A 13,617-nucleotide genomic window follows, 5' to 3' on the forward strand; every position below is an offset into this window, starting at 1 on the left:
TCAAGCCGGAAGCGGGGCGGGAGGTGTGCCACCTCCCGCCCCGCTTCGGTTCGTCTCCGTCAGCAGTGCTTGATCTGCGGTGCCGGATCGTGCCCGGTGGCCAGGTAGTAGCCGGTCACCCAGCCGTCGGCCCAGTAGGGACTCCGTTCTCGACATAGCTGTACCTTCCCGAGTACCAGACGTTGTCGCCGCTGATCGGTTCGCCGGCGGTCCAGCAGTACAACGAGACCGGTGTGCGCTGGCGCTGACGAATGTCAACCAACGAGCTCAGCCGACTTCGAAGTCGGCTTACAGGCTGTCGCCGCGGACCGGAACTGCCCTGCGGGCCTGCCGGATTCCGTGCGGGGTGTGCCCATTGCCGGCGACGTGGAGCTTTCGGGCTGAACCGGTCAGCCGCTTCCCATGTCCGACAGGACCAGCGAGTTCCACCACCCGTAGAGCTTGTCGAGTTCGTCGGTGGTGCTGACCTTCGTGGACAGCAGGATGCCCGCCACCAGGTTCTTCTTCTCCGTCCACACCAGCTGGGCCGGGTCGCCCAGGTAGCAGGTCAGGTACTCGCCCGGGACCGGGTTGGGCGCCTCCGCCCGGTAGTACGTGCCCCAGATCTTGGGGTACTTGTTGGGGCGGCACGCTCCCTGCGCGTCGTTGCGGGTGAGGCCCTGTGTCTTCACGATGTTCTGGAAGAACGCGTCCATCGCCGCGGCGTCGGCGAAGCGGAGGAATCGCGCGCCGGTCGGCTCCGGGAACCAGACGTTGCCGATCTTGACGTCACCGACGGTCGAACCGGCGCACTCGACCGCAGCGGCCGCTCCGGCGGGAGCCGCCGCGTCGGTGCACGTCCGGTAGATCGGCGGCACCGCGGCGGCCAGTCGCTCGTCGTGCGGCGGCTTCGATTCCGAAGTGGACGGAGACGCCGAGGTCTCCGTGGATGTTTCCGGTGACGGCGACGGCGACGGGATCTCGTTGGAGCTCGTCGGCCCCGGTCCGGCCGTCTGCGTCGTCCGGTCCCGCGTCACGACGTACGTGATCACCAGCGCCACCACGACGATTCCCGCCAGTGCGGCGCACAGTGCGATCCACCGGTTCCGCTGCGGCCGGGGTGGCGGCGGTGCCCCGGGGGCGACCTTGCCGGACGGCGCGGTGAACAGCTGCGGGCCCGGGTACGACCCGGTCGGCGGGCCAGGGTGGGACGCCGTCGGGAGCGGCATCGGCCGCGGCGGGGTCAGCGGCGCCGGAGCAGCGTGCGGCACCACGCCCGGCAGCGTCTTCTGCCACGTCGGGATCGGCTGGACGGGCGCAGTGAGCGCCGCCCGGACGGCGTCGGCGAACGCCCCCGCCGTCGGGTACCGGTCGGCGGGGTTCTTCGCCATGCCACGGGCCACCACGGCGTCCAAGGCCACCGGCAGGCCCGGGCGCGCCCGGGCCAGCAGCGGCGGCGGCGCGGTCAGGTGCGCACCCATCTGCGCCGCCGCGCCCTCGGCCGGGAACGGGCGGTGACCGGTGAGGCATTCGAAGAACACGCACGCGAGCGCGTAGACGTCGACCAGGCCGGTGATCGGGGCGTCGCCGAAGCGTTCCGGCGCCATGTAGTCCAGGGTGCCGATCACGTTGCCGGTACCGGTGATCGACGTCCCCTCGGCGGTCATCGACCGCGCGATGCCGAAGTCCACCAGGTACACGAAGTCGGCGCTCGTGACGAGCACGTTCGACGGCTTGACGTCGCGGTGCACCAGGCCGTCCGCGTGGGCCGCGTCGAGCGCGCCCGCGACCTGGGCCACGATCCCGGCGGCCCGCGCGGGCTCGAGCGGCCCGGCCGCCAGGAGTTCCTTGAGGTCCTGGCCCTCGACGAGCCGCATGTCGAGGTAGAGGCGGCCGTCGATTTCGCCGTAGGCGTGGATCGGGATCACGTGCGGTTCCCGCAGCCGCGCGACGATCTGCGACTCGCGGCGGAACCGCGCCCGGAAGGCTTCGTCGGCGACGAACGGGTCGGACAACAGCTTCAGCGCGACGACGCGGTCGTGCGCCGTGTCGTAGGCGCGGTGGACCTCGCCCATGCCACCGCGGCCCAGCAGGCCTTCGATCCGGTACGGCCCGAACTGCTCCATCGTTCTCCCCAAGCCCCCCGGCTCGAAACCGTGACAGCCGGGGCTGCGCCCCGGGCCGGGGGCTCCGCCACCCGGAACCCCCGAAAAGAAACCCGTCATCGGGCCGACGCAGATGCTAAGCGGCAGGTTCCCCGGACCGGGGGCGAAGTCATCCAACCGTTGAGCACGTATCCTGGGTCTCGTGAGCACGCTCAGTAACACAAGCACGTCAGGGGCGACCGCGAAGCGCTTGGCCGCGGGGACGCTGGCGCTCGGCGCCGCGACCCTCGGTTACGCCGTCGGCGTCGAACGCCGCCGCTGGACCCTCCGCACCGCCGAACTCCCGGTGCTGGCGCCCGGCTCCCGGCCGTTCACCATCCTGCACGTCTCGGACCTGCACATGCTGCCCGGCCACCACAGCAAGCAGCGCTGGGTCGCCGCGCTCGACGAGCTGAACCCGGACCTGGTCGTCAACACCGGCGACAACCTGTCGCACCGGAGCGCCGTCCCGTCGGTGCTGCGCGCGCTGGGCCCGCTGCTCGACCGGCCCGGCGTCTTCGTCTTCGGCAGCAACGACTACTACGCGCCCAAGCCGAAGAACCCGGCCCGCTACCTGATGCCGCACGGCAAGAAGAAGCGCATCCACGGCGTCCAGCTGCCGTGGCGCGACCTGCGCGCGGCGTTCGTCGAGCACGGCTGGGCCGACCTGACGCACGTCCGCCGCACGATCGACGTCGGCGGGCAGCGGGTCTTCGCGGCCGGCGTCGACGACCCGCACCTGCGCCGCGACCGCTACACCGACATCGCGGGCCCGGCCGACAGCGGCGCGGCCGTCCGCATCGGCGTCACGCACTCACCGGAGCCCCGGGTCCTCGACACGTTCGCCACGGACGGTTACGACCTGGTCCTGGCCGGCCACACCCACGGCGGCCAGCTCCGGCTTCCGGGTTACGGCGCCATCGTCACCAACTGTGACCTGGATCGCAGCCGGGCGCGGGGCGCGTCGAGGTGGGGGGCGCACATGTGGCTGCACGTGTCGGCCGGGCTGGGGACGTCGCCGTGGGCGCCGGCGCGGTTCGCGTGCCCGCCGGAGGCCAGCCTGTTGACGCTGGTCCCGCGCGGTTCGGGGGCGCCGGAACCGCAAAAGTCGGCCCGCCGCAAAGCCCGCGACAGCGTCCGCTAGACTTCTCCACGACCCGTTAAGCAGTACCTCGGGGTGTGGCGCAGCTTGGTAGCGTGCCTCGTTCGGGTCGAGGAGGTCGTGGGTTCGAATCCCGCCACCCCGACGAGTAAGAGCCGGTGTCTTCGGACACCGGCTCTTCTGGTTTCAGCGGGTCGCCATCACTTCCACCCAGCACTGGCTGAAGTCGCCGTCACCGCCGCGGACCCACGCCAACGCCGAACGAGCCGCGCTCGCCAGCTGGTCCCGGTCGCGGCCGAAGTCCGGGTCCTCCAGCGCCTCGTCCAGGCGCGACTCCACGTACTTCGCCAGCTCGCGGTACGTCATGTCCGAGCGGTAGCGGGCGTGCGAGACCACGTCCCTGAAGCCGGCCGACGCGCAGTGGTCCGCGATCGTGCGGCCCGCGAACGGGTCGCCGCCCGCGCGGCGGCGCAGCAGGTAGTGACCGCGTAGGGCCGCGTCGACGTTCGCGGTCTTCGGACGCAGGCGCGCCTTGCTCCAGTCCGAAGTGGACAACGCCAGCCTGCCGCCCGGCTTCAGCACGCGGCCCAGTTCCGCCAGCGCGTCCCGCGGCCGGGAGAGGTGTTCGAACAGCGCGTGCGAAAAGGCGACATCGACGCTGCCGTCCGCGAACGGCAAGTCGTACGCCGACGCCACCACGAAGTCCACTGTGGACCTTCCGGCGCGACGGGCGGCGTCCCGGGCCATCGCGATCTGGCCCGCGTCGCGGTCGACGCCGGTCACCCGGGACTCCGCGGCCAGGCCCAGGGTGATCGAGCCGGGGCCGCAGCCGAGGTCGACCACCCACATCCCCGGCCGGAACAGGGGCTGGGCGAACATCGCGCGCTCCGCCGCCGTACGCGCGGACATCATCGAAACCGCGTCTCGCCCGTAGCCCGGCGCATAACCCTCCAGCACCCCGCACACAGTACGGCCAGATGGTGGCAGGATCGAGGGGTGAGCACGCAGTCAGCCAACCAATATCCGCCCGCGGTGGTCCCGGACCGGCTGTTCGACGACGCCGAAGCCGAAGCCCGCTGGCGCGCCCGCTTCCACGCCCCGCGCATCTCCGTGCCCGAGTGGGCCCGCGACGCGCCCGAAGCCAACGTCTACGTCTCCAACGCCAGCGGTGTCTGGGAGGTGTACGCCTGGAACCGCGCGACGGACGAGCACCGGCGCGTCACCGACCGGCCCAACGGCACCCTGCACGCCACGCCGTCCCCGGACGGCGAGTGGATCTGGTGGTTCGACGACACCGACGGCGACGAGTTCGGCTCCTGGGTCCGCGAGCCGTTCGCCGCGACCGAGGGCAGCAAGCCGGAGAAGGCCGTCCCGGACGTCCACGACGGCTACCCGGCCGGGCTCGAGATCGGCACCGGGATCGTCGCGGTCGGCGTCTCGACCGACGACGGCAGCGAGCTGTTCGCCCGCGTCAAGGGCGAGACGCGCCGCTTCTACAGCCACCCGGACGACGCCGGCATCGCGGCCCTCTCCCGCGACGAAAGCCTGATCGCGATTTCGCACTCCGAGCACGGCGACTCGCGGCACCCCGCGCTGCGGGTGCTCGCCACCGACGGGTTCGAGACCGTCGCGGAGCTCTGGGACGGCGAGGGCAAGGGCCTGTCCGCGCTCGAATTCTCGCCGCTGCCCGGGGACCAGCGGCTGCTGGTCCTGCACGAACGGCGGGGCCGCGAGGAGCTGCTCGTCTGGGACGTCCGGGCCGGCACGGAGACCGAGATCGAGCTCGACCTGCCCGGTGAGGTCGTCGCCGGCTGGTACCCGGACGCGCGCGCCTTGCTGGTCGTCCGCTTCCACGAGGGCCGCAGTTCGCTGTACCGCTACGACCTCGACACGGCCGAGTTGTCCTCTGTGGACACTCCGGCCGGCCGGATCGGCGGGGCGGGCGTCCGCCCGGACGGCACGGTCGAGTACTCGTGGTCGAGCGCCGCCGAGCCGGCCGCGGTGCGGGCGCGGACCGCCGACGGAACCGATTCGATCCTGCTCGAGCCGCCGGGTGAGCGGGCGCCGGGGTCGGAGCCGGTGACCGACGCGTTCGTCGAAGGCGTCGGCGGGCGGATCCACGCGCTGGTCTCGCGGCCGTCCGGCGCGCCGGACGGTCCGCTGCCGACGGTGTTCTCCCTGCACGGCGGCCCGCACGCGGCGGACGAGGACCGCTTCTCCGCCTACCGCGCGACCTGGCTCGACGCCGGGTTCGCCGTGGTCGAGGTCAACTACCGCGGCTCGACCGGTTACGGCTCGGCCTGGCGCGACGCCATCGAGGGCCGTCCCGGCCTGACCGAGCTGGAAGACGTCGCCGCGGTCCACGACTGGGCCATCCAAAGTGGACTCAGCGATCCGGCGAAGTGCGTCGTGAACGGCGCTTCGTGGGGCGGCTACCTGTCCCTGCTGGCGCTCGGCACGCAGCCGTCGCGGTGGGCGGCGGGGGTCGCCGGGGTGCCGGTCGCGGACTACGTCGCGGCGTACGAGGACGAGATGGAGCAGTTGCGCTCGTTCGACCGCGCGCTCTTCGGCGGCTCGCCGGAGGACGTGCCCGCGGTGTACCGGGACTGCTCGCCGATCACGTACGTCGACGCCGTCGCCGCGCCGGTGCTCGTGCTGGCCGGTGACAACGACCCGCGCTGCCCGATCCGCCAGATCGAGAACTACCTCGACCGGCTCGGCGGCCGCGACCTGCACCACGAGTTCTACCGCTACGACGCCGGCCACGGCTCGCTGGTGATCGCCGAGACGATCAAGCAGACGGCGATCGAGGTCCACTTCGCGCTGCGGGCCCTCGGCCTGCGCTGACCCGCAAGTCCGTAAATGCCACCTTGAGGGACGTTGAGTCCCTCAAGGTGGCATTGGCTTTTCAGCGTTCGGAGTGCAGGACACCGCCGGTGGCCCAGTGGTCGGCACCGACCTCGACGAGCGTCACCTGGACGCCCTCCGGCTTGCCGCCGCAGGTGCGGATGAAGGCGTCGGTCAGCTCTCGGACCAGGGCGCTCTTCTGGGCGGGCGTGCGGCCGGGGAACATGGCAACGCTGATCATCGGCATGGCGGCTCCTGCGTTAGACGGGGACGCCGCGAAGCCTAGAGCCCCCGGTTCACCGACTGCAGCTTCGTGACGGCGGCGGCGTGGCCCTCGAAGTCCAGGTGCACGGCATCGCGGCCGAAGACGAACAGGAGCAGGTCCACCGGTTCGCCCACCACGGTGACGGGATCGGGCCCGGTCTTGACGGCGGCCTCGCGGCCGTCGCGGGTCTTGAGCGTCACGCCGACGGGCGCTTTGCGCAGGTTGAGCTTGGCGGCTTGCTTGGCCGACCGCCACGCGGCAGCGTCCCGGACGGTCTCGGCGGGCCGTGGCTGCCAACCGGGCTGCGCGCGCCGGACATCTTCGTGGTGCACGAGGAACTCGGCGGCGTTGGTGAGTTCGTCGAGCGGTCCGATGGCGGTGGGCCAGAACTTCGACGGCCCCCGCCGAACCTGCTCGACCAGGCTCGCCCACGGGCGGCCGGCGTAGCGGTCCTGGACTTTCCGGGTGTAGTCGGCGAGCGCGGGCACGAGAATGCCGGGCGCGGCGTCCAGCCGGTGCTCCCGCACAACGAGGTGCGCGGCGAGGTCTCGCGTCGCCCACCCTTCGCACAACGTCGGCGCGTCGGGCCCGAGGTCTTCGAGGAGCGCGGTCAGCGCCTGGCGTTCATCAGCAGCGACACCCATGTGGTCGACGCTACCCGCCGGTAGAGCCGGTGGCGACGGGATGTGAGCTAGTGGTGGAAGGCGGTCGCCTTCGCCGGGTCCTTCGGGCGGCCGCCCAGTTCCGCCAGCTCCGGCAGCACTCGGGCCAGGTCCGCCAGCAGCAGGTCCGCCAGGTCGTGCGTGAAGCCGTTGCGGACCACGATCCGCAGCACCGCCAGGTCCGTCCGGTTCTCCGGGAACGTGTACGCCGGGATGAGCCAGCCGCGCTCGCGCAACCGGCGGGACACGTCGAAGACGTCAAAGCCCGCGTCCGGGCGGGTCGTGAACGCGAACACCGGCAGCTGGTCGCCGCGGGTCAGCAAGGAGAACGGTCCCAGCGAGGCGATCCCGGACGACAGGTGCACGGCGACGTCGCGCGAGGCCTGCTGGACCGCGCGGAAGCCGTCCCGGCCGAGCCGCACGAACGTGTAGTACTGGGCGACGACCTCGGCGCCCGGGCGGGAGAAGTTCAACGCGAACGTCGGCATGTCACCGCCGAGGTAGTTCACGTTGAACACCAGCTCGGCCGGCAACGCGGCCTTGTCGCGCCAGAGCACCCAGCCGACGCCCGGGTACACGAGCCCGTACTTGTGGCCGGACGTGTTGATCGACGCCACGCGCGGCAGCCGGAAGTCCCACACCAGCTCCGGGTCGAGGAACGGCGCGATCATCGCGCCCGAAGCGCCGTCGACGTGCACCGGGATGGGCCAGCCGGTGCGCTCTTCCAGCGCGTCCAGCGCCGCGGCGATCTCCGCGACCGGCTCGTAGCTGCCGTCGAAGGTGGAGCCGAGGATCGCGACCACGCCGATCGTGTTCTCGTCGCACCGCGCCACGGCTTCGGCCGCGGTGAGGTGGAACCGGTCGCCGTCCATCGGCACCAGCCGCGGCTCGACCTCCCAGTACTCGCAGAACTTCTCCCAGCAGACCTGGACGTTCGCGCCCATCACCAGGTTCGGCTTCCCGCTGCGGCCCAGCCGGGCCCAGCGCCGTTTCAACGCCATCCCGGCGAGCATGCACGCTTCCGACGACCCGGTCGTCGAGCAGCCCATGATCTCCGCGGGATCGGGCGCGTGCCACAGGTCGGCGAGGATGTTCACGCAGCGGCGCTCGAGCTCGGCCGTCTGCGGGTACTCGTCCTTGTCGATCATGTTCTTGTCGACGCAATCGGCCATCAGCTCGCGTGCCTGCGGCTCCATCCACGTCGTGACGAAGGTGGCGAGGTTGAGCCGCGCGTTGCCGTCCAGCATCAGCTCGTCGCGCACGAGCTGCAGCGCGGTGTCCGGCGGCAGCGACTCGGCGCGCAGCTTGTCGCGCGGCATGACGAACCCGGCCGCCAGCGCCGGGTTCGCCCCGGCGTAGAGCGGGTTCGTCCCGCCGGCGCGGTCCGGGCGGTCGGCTTTCCCCTGATGCAAGACCATGCCACCGAACGTACTGGGCGCACGCGCGCGAAAGGGGCCGCTCCATCCGGAACGGCCCCTTTGGGAGGAAAAATCAGGCTTGCTGGGCCTGCCACATCCAGTGCGCCTCTTCCAGCGCCCGGGTGATCTCGATCAGCAGGTCCTGCGTGACGAGGTCGCTCTTGTCGGTCTCGTCGATGCGCTGGCGCAGCCGCTCGATGAGCGCCGAGAGGATGTCGACGATCGCGGCGACCGTGGCCTCGACCGACTGCCAGTTGTCGGGGTACTCGGGCACGCCCGAGCTCTCGACGACGGTCTTCGCCTTGCCGTTCGGCGAGATGCCGATGGCGTTGGCGCGCTCGGCGACCTCGTCGACGTACTGGCGGGCCGTGTTGACGAGCTCGTCGAGCTGCAGGTGCGCGCTGCGGAAGTTCGATCCGACGACGTTCCAGTGCGCCTGCTTGGCGATGAGGGACAGGTCGACCAGGTCGACCAGCGTCGCCTGCAGGGCGTTGCCGGTGATCTCCTTGTCGGCCTCGGAAAGCGGGCTCTTGATCGGAGACTTGCTCATCTGGCGTGATCCTTTCCTGGTACTGGTTCGGACCTGGTGCGGGAGGTCAGACGGTGGCGGAGAGCGCGACCTCGATGTTGCCGCGGGTCGCGTTGGAGTAGGGGCACACCTGGTGCGCCTGCTCGACCAGCTGGTCGGCCTGAGCCTGCTCGAGACCCGGCAGCGAAACGTTCAGCGCGACGCCGAGGCCGAAGCCGACCTCCTGCTTGAGCACGCTGACCTCCGCGGTCACCGTCGAGCCGTTCAGCGGGAGCTTCGCCTGGCGGGCGACCAGCTGCAGGGCGCTGTGGAAGCAGGCCGAGTAACCGGCGGCGAAGAGCTGCTCGGGGTTGGTCTTGTCCCCACCGGGGCCGCCCATCTCCTTCGGGATGGCCAGCGACTCGTCGATGACGCCGTCCGACGACGTCACTTCGCCGTTGCGGCCGTCGCCGCGTGCCGTTGCCACCGCCGTGTAGATCGCCTGACCCATGCTCAGCCTGCCTTCTGTCCCGGACGCTCCACAGCGAGCGTCTCACCGGACACAACATCCCGCACTCGCGGAACGGTGCCCCCACATGGCAGGCATCACGTGGTTGGCTTACCCGGCGGTCCTCGGGCGAAACGTCATGCGGCGCGCATCACCGCGAATTCGGCGACCTGCCGCCCGATCAGGCGAAGGGTGCGGACGCTTTTCTCGTCCGACGCACCGCCGGCTTCGTCGAACTTGGTCTCGGCCGAGTTGATCGAGCCGCCGAGCGGGGTGGCCCAACCGCGCAGGGCGTGCGTGATCGTGCGGAGCTGCTCGAGCGTGGTCACCGCGGCCTGCCAGCCGTACGCAACGGCGGCGAGGCCCACCGCGCGGCCGTCGAGGTACGGACGGCGGTCCTCGCGCAGGTCCTCGACGTAGTCCAGGGCGTTCTTGACCAGGCCGGACAGCGCGCCGTGGTAACCGGGCGAGACGACGATGAGCCCGTCGGCCTCCCGGATGGCCTCCACCAGCCGCGTGGCCCGCTCGTCGCGCTCCGGCACGCCGGCGTCGTAGAACGGCAGGACGAGTTCCGGGCCGGTGAGCAGCCGGGTCCGGACGCCCGCTTCGGCCGCGCCGTCGAGCGCGATCTGCAGCGCGCGTTCGGACTGGGAGCCCTCGCGCAGAGAGCCGCCGATCCCGAGCACGTTCACCGTCCTGGCTGGAGTCACGCCTTCCAGGCTAACCCCTCTACTTAACTGGAGGACCAGACTCTGGGACCGAGGTCCCGGTCACAGCTGGACCAGCTACCTACTGGCGAGTAACCTCCAGGGCAGTCCCCACGCTTATGGAGGAACCATGGCGATCCCGCTCCCGATCCGCGCTCAGGCGGCCGCGTCGCAGCTCACGTTCTGGCTGCCCACGCCGGTGCGGCGGGCGGTCGCGGGCCGGCCGGTCCGCATCGACGGCCAGGAACTCGCGCTCGACGCCCAGCTGCTGCTCCGGCTGCAGAAGATCGCCCGCGCCGAGCTGGTGCGCGGCTCGGTCGAGCAGTCCCGGGCCCTGATCGACCTGAGCAGGCACCTGGTCAGCGGCAAACCGATCGAGCCCGTTTCGGTCCGCGAGACCGCCGTGCCGACGCCGGACGGCGAGTTGCCGGCGACGCTCTACACGCCGGCCGGGCTGCCGGAGAAGTCGCCGCTCCTGGTGTTCTTCCACGGCGGCGGCTGGGTGATCGGCACCCGCTCGAGCCACGACAACGCCGTCCGCTTCCTGGCCAAGCACGCCGGGGTCCGGGTGCTGTCGATCGAGTACCGGCTGGCCCCGGAGTTCCCGTTCCCGGCGGCGACGGAAGACGCGCTGGCGGCGTTCGAATACGCGGTGGCGAAGGCGGGCGATCTCGGCGCCGACCCGGCGCGGATCGCCGTCGGCGGCGACAGCGCGGGCGGCAACCTCGCCGCCGTGACCGCCCAGCAGGCCGTGCGCCGGGGCGGGCCGGTACCGGCGTTCCAGCTGCTGATCTACCCGGCGACGGACTTCGCGCAGCGCTACCGCTCGCAGGACCTGTTCGCCGAGGACCTGTTCCTGACCGACGTGCACATGAAGTGGTTCGAAGGCCACTACGTGCCCGAGGGCACCGACCTGACCGACCCGCGGCTTTCGCCGCTGCGCGCGGAGGACCTGAGCGGCCTGCCGCCCGCCTTGATCGTCACGGCGGGGTTCGACCCGTTGCGCGACGAAGGCGAGGCGTACGCGGAGAAGCTCGCCGCCGCCGGGGTCGACGTCGCGCTCCGCCGCCACGACGACCTGATCCACGGGTTCATCAACTTCACCGGCGTCGGCACCCGCTTCCGCGAGGCGCTGGCGGAGACGGCGGGTGCCCTGCGGCAGGGACTGTCCAAACGGGACTGATCCGGCCGGTTCCGGCTACGGTCAGAGCGGTAGCCCCGCGTCCAGGTGGGCCACGGCCTCGTCGACGGCCACCAAGGTGTCGGCCTCGGGGTCCGCCGCGGCACCGAGGAACGCCGCCATGACCACGCCGGCCACCGCGCCCGCCCAGTTGCGGACCTCGAAGTCGTCCGCGGCCCGGCCGGTGCGCCGCGCGGCCAGCCCGGCCAGCAGGTCGATCCCTTCGGCGAACTTCTCCATGATCGCGCTGCGCAGCTCGGGCTCCCGGAACACGAGCATCTGCCGCTGGCGTTCCCGCTCCCATTCGTCGGCGGGGATCTGCTCGCGGATGGTGTCCATGGTCGCCCGCAGCGCGCCGATCGGGCTGAGCTCGGGCGGCTGCGCGAGCGCGGCCTCGATGAGCACGGGGTCTAACGCGTCGTAGAGCACCGTCGCTTCCTTCGTCGGGAAGTACCGGAAGAAGGTGCTGGGCGAGATCTCCGCCGCGGCCGCGATCTGGTCCACCGTCGTCGCGCTGTAGCCCTGCTCGTGGAACAGCCGCAACGCGTGCCGCTGGATCGCGGCCCGCGTCCGGGCCTTCTTGCGTTCCCGCAGTCCCGTGGGCTCAGCCGGCGACGATGTCATGCTCCGATTCTCGCGGCACCGCTCCCGCCGCTGCCCGGCCGGGCAGGAACACCAGCGCGAGCAGCGCCCCGGCGGCGCCGAGGCCCGCGCAAACCCACAGCGTCGCCGCCATGCCGTCGGTGAAGGCGGCTCGCGCGGACTCGGCGAGCGCGGGCAGGTGGAGCTGTCCCGCCACGGCGACCGCGCCGGAGGCGCTGCCGCGCACGGCGTCGGCTGCCAGCGCGGGCAAGCCGTCGACGTCGACGCCGTCGCGGTAGACGCCGTTGAGCACGGTGCCCAGCACCGCGACGCCGATGGTGCCGCCGACCTGGCGCAGCGCCTGGATCAGCGCCGAACCGGCCCCCGAGCGGCCCTCGGTGAGCGCGCCCATCGCCATCGACATGAGCGGCGGCAGCGTGGAGCCGGTGCCCAGGCCGATGACGACCTCCCAGCCCACCGTGGCGCCGTAGCCGCCCGACGGCGTCGTCGTCGAACCCCACGCCAGCCCGGCGGCGAGGAGCACGAACCCGGCCGCGACGACCACGCGCACCCCCAAGGCGGCGACCAGCCGCTCGGCGATCTTCGCCGCGACCAGCATCCCGCCGATCAGCGGCAGCAGCCGCAGTCCGGTCTGCAGCGCGTCGGCCCCCTGCACCGCCTGGAACAGCTGTGGCAGCACGAACAGCAGGCCCATCAGCGCGAAGGACGCCACCGTGGCCAGCACCGCGCCCCAGACGAACCGCGGCTCGCGGAACAACGCGAGGTCGGTGAGGGGTGCGGTCACCCGGGTCTGCGTCCGGCAGAACACCGCCAGCAGTGCGGCGCCGAGCGCGACCAGGCCGTACGTCACCGGGTCGGCCCAGCCGTGCTCACCGGCGTGGACGAAGCCGTAGGTGAGCGCGACCAGCCCGGCCGTCGAGAGCGCGATGCCGGTGAAGTCGATCCCGCCCCGCCCGGAGCCGCGCGTGAGCGGCAGGAGGAACAGCACCGCGACCACGCCGACCGCGGTCAACGGGACGTTGATGAGGAACACCGAACCCCACGCGAAGTGGTCGAGCAGCCAGCCGCCGAGCAGCGGCCCGAGCGGGATGCCGACGAACATCGCCAGCACCCACGTCGTCAGCGCCTTCGCCCGCTCCTCCGGCGGGAACAGGATGTTCAGCAGCGAGAGCGACAGCGGGATGAGGAACGCGGCACCGACGCCGAGCACGACCCGGGCGGCGATCAGCTCACCCGGCGAACCGGCGTAGGCGCACCACAGCGAGGCCAGCCCGAACAGCGTGAGCGCGCCGAGCAGCAGTTTCTTCGGACCGAACCGGTCACCGAGCAGGCCGGCCGGCAGCAGCAGCGCGGCCAGCGCCAGCGTGTAGGCGTTGCCGAACCACTGCAGCTGCGTGGTCGTGGCGCCGAGGTCGACGGCCAGCGTCGGCACGGCGACGTTGAGCACGGTCAGGTCGAGGCCGATGGTCAGCAGGCTCACCGCGAGCGCGCCGAGCGCCCACCACCTGCGCGGATGCGGCTGCGTCATAGTGGCCTCCATTTGATAGTGACTATCAAATGATAGTAGCTCTCAAAATATTCCGGCGCCAGGAGACTCGGCCGCGGAAATATGTTGCACGCGCGTACCACCTTGGGTTCTCATCGAGGTGTGCCTCTGCAGCCCTACCGCCGGGTGCTCTCCGTCCCCCGCGTCC

13 protein-coding genes and 1 tRNA gene are annotated in these 13,617 nt (G+C 71.6%); 4 read left to right on the forward strand and 10 right to left on the reverse strand.

Features of this window, described 5'->3' with window-relative positions; genetic code table 11:
* Window positions 1-389 precede the first annotated feature (389 nt).
* Window positions 390-2,105, reverse strand: a complete 1,716-nt coding sequence (locus AB0M80_RS12425) for a protein kinase (protein WP_364562738.1) — start codon at window positions 2,103-2,105, stop codon at window positions 390-392.
* A 181-nt stretch (window positions 2,106-2,286) separates the two neighbouring features.
* On the opposite strand from AB0M80_RS12425, the gene AB0M80_RS12430 reads away from it, so the two are divergent.
* On the forward strand, window positions 2,287-3,267 hold the full coding sequence (locus AB0M80_RS12430; RefSeq protein WP_364562740.1) for a metallophosphoesterase: 981 nt from the start codon (window positions 2,287-2,289) through the stop codon (window positions 3,265-3,267).
* Window positions 3,268-3,296: 29 nt separating this feature from the next.
* A tRNA-Pro gene (locus tag AB0M80_RS12435) sits at window positions 3,297-3,370 on the forward strand.
* 41 nt (window positions 3,371-3,411) lie between these two features.
* Here the strand turns inward: AB0M80_RS12435 and AB0M80_RS12440 are convergent.
* Window positions 3,412-4,182, reverse strand: a complete 771-nt coding sequence (locus tag AB0M80_RS12440) for a methyltransferase domain-containing protein (protein ID WP_364562742.1) — start codon at window positions 4,180-4,182, stop codon at window positions 3,412-3,414.
* A gap of 39 nt (window positions 4,183-4,221) precedes the next feature.
* Here AB0M80_RS12440 and AB0M80_RS12445 point away from each other — a divergent pair, with 39 nt between their 5' ends.
* Entirely contained in the window at window positions 4,222-6,072 is a 1,851-nt protein-coding gene (locus tag AB0M80_RS12445; RefSeq protein ID WP_364562745.1) for a prolyl oligopeptidase family serine peptidase, read from the forward strand.
* A gap of 61 nt (window positions 6,073-6,133) precedes the next feature.
* On the opposite strand, the gene AB0M80_RS12450 is transcribed toward AB0M80_RS12445, so the two are convergent.
* The 6 genes from AB0M80_RS12450 to AB0M80_RS12475 form a co-directional block, all read right to left on the reverse strand.
* Window positions 6,134-6,319, reverse strand: a complete 186-nt coding sequence (locus tag AB0M80_RS12450; protein ID WP_013230573.1) for a tautomerase family protein — start codon at window positions 6,317-6,319, stop codon at window positions 6,134-6,136.
* 35 nt (window positions 6,320-6,354) lie between these two features.
* Window positions 6,355-6,981, reverse strand: coding sequence for a TIGR03085 family metal-binding protein (locus tag AB0M80_RS12455; protein WP_364562748.1), 627 nt, complete (start codon window positions 6,979-6,981; stop codon window positions 6,355-6,357).
* Between the two features lie 47 nt (window positions 6,982-7,028).
* On the reverse strand, window positions 7,029-8,417 hold the full coding sequence (locus AB0M80_RS12460; protein ID WP_364562751.1) for a glutamate decarboxylase: 1,389 nt from the start codon (window positions 8,415-8,417) through the stop codon (window positions 7,029-7,031).
* 73 nt (window positions 8,418-8,490) lie between these two features.
* Window positions 8,491-8,967: a DNA starvation/stationary phase protection protein gene (locus AB0M80_RS12465; RefSeq protein ID WP_364562754.1), complete on the reverse strand. Its 477-nt coding sequence runs from the start codon at window positions 8,965-8,967 to the stop codon at window positions 8,491-8,493.
* A 46-nt stretch (window positions 8,968-9,013) separates the two neighbouring features.
* Window positions 9,014-9,436, reverse strand: a complete 423-nt coding sequence (locus tag AB0M80_RS12470) for an organic hydroperoxide resistance protein (protein ID WP_364562757.1) — start codon at window positions 9,434-9,436, stop codon at window positions 9,014-9,016.
* Window positions 9,437-9,570: 134 nt separating this feature from the next.
* Window positions 9,571-10,143 carry an NAD(P)H-dependent oxidoreductase gene (locus AB0M80_RS12475; RefSeq protein ID WP_364562760.1) on the reverse strand — a complete coding sequence of 191 codons (573 nt, stop codon included), beginning with the start codon at window positions 10,141-10,143 and terminating at the stop codon, window positions 9,571-9,573.
* Between the two features lie 127 nt (window positions 10,144-10,270).
* Here AB0M80_RS12475 and AB0M80_RS12480 point away from each other — a divergent pair, with 127 nt between their 5' ends.
* A complete protein-coding gene (locus tag AB0M80_RS12480; protein ID WP_364562763.1) occupies window positions 10,271-11,323 on the forward strand; it encodes an alpha/beta hydrolase fold domain-containing protein in 1,053 nt (350 codons plus the stop codon).
* Window positions 11,324-11,344: 21 nt separating this feature from the next.
* On the opposite strand, the gene AB0M80_RS12485 is transcribed toward AB0M80_RS12480, so the two are convergent.
* A complete protein-coding gene (locus AB0M80_RS12485) occupies window positions 11,345-11,944 on the reverse strand; it encodes a TetR family transcriptional regulator (RefSeq protein ID WP_364562765.1) in 600 nt (199 codons plus the stop codon).
* Entirely contained in the window at window positions 11,925-13,451 is a 1,527-nt protein-coding gene (locus AB0M80_RS12490; RefSeq protein WP_364562768.1) for a DHA2 family efflux MFS transporter permease subunit, read from the reverse strand. The genes AB0M80_RS12485 and AB0M80_RS12490 overlap by 20 nt, the downstream gene beginning before the upstream one ends.
* Window positions 13,452-13,617: the final 166 nt, after the last annotated feature.

The sequence above is a fragment of the Amycolatopsis sp. NPDC051045 genome (genome assembly GCF_040682955.1).
Classification (GTDB): domain Bacteria; phylum Actinomycetota; class Actinomycetes; order Mycobacteriales; family Pseudonocardiaceae; genus Amycolatopsis.

Bases quoted from the DNA above. Each gene is read 5' to 3' on its own strand.
- AB0M80_RS12425 (WP_364562738.1), bottom strand. From the start codon at position 2,105: ATGGAGCAGTTCGGGCCGTACCGGATCGAAGGCCTGCTGGGCCGCGGT.
- AB0M80_RS12450 (WP_013230573.1), bottom strand. From the start codon at position 6,319: ATGCCGATGATCAGCGTTGCCATGTTCCCCGGCCGCACGCCCGCCCAG.
- AB0M80_RS12455 (WP_364562748.1), bottom strand. From the start codon at position 6,981: ATGGGTGTCGCTGCTGATGAACGCCAGGCGCTGACCGCGCTCCTCGAA.
- AB0M80_RS12460 (WP_364562751.1), bottom strand. From the start codon at position 8,417: ATGGTCTTGCATCAGGGGAAAGCCGACCGCCCGGACCGCGCCGGCGGG.
- AB0M80_RS12465 (WP_364562754.1), bottom strand. From the start codon at position 8,967: ATGAGCAAGTCTCCGATCAAGAGCCCGCTTTCCGAGGCCGACAAGGAG.
- AB0M80_RS12470 (WP_364562757.1), bottom strand. From the start codon at position 9,436: ATGGGTCAGGCGATCTACACGGCGGTGGCAACGGCACGCGGCGACGGC.
- AB0M80_RS12480 (WP_364562763.1), top strand. From the start codon at position 10,271: ATGGCGATCCCGCTCCCGATCCGCGCTCAGGCGGCCGCGTCGCAGCTC.
- AB0M80_RS12485 (WP_364562765.1), bottom strand. From the start codon at position 11,944: ATGACATCGTCGCCGGCTGAGCCCACGGGACTGCGGGAACGCAAGAAG.
- AB0M80_RS12490 (WP_364562768.1), bottom strand. From the start codon at position 13,451: ATGACGCAGCCGCATCCGCGCAGGTGGTGGGCGCTCGGCGCGCTCGCG.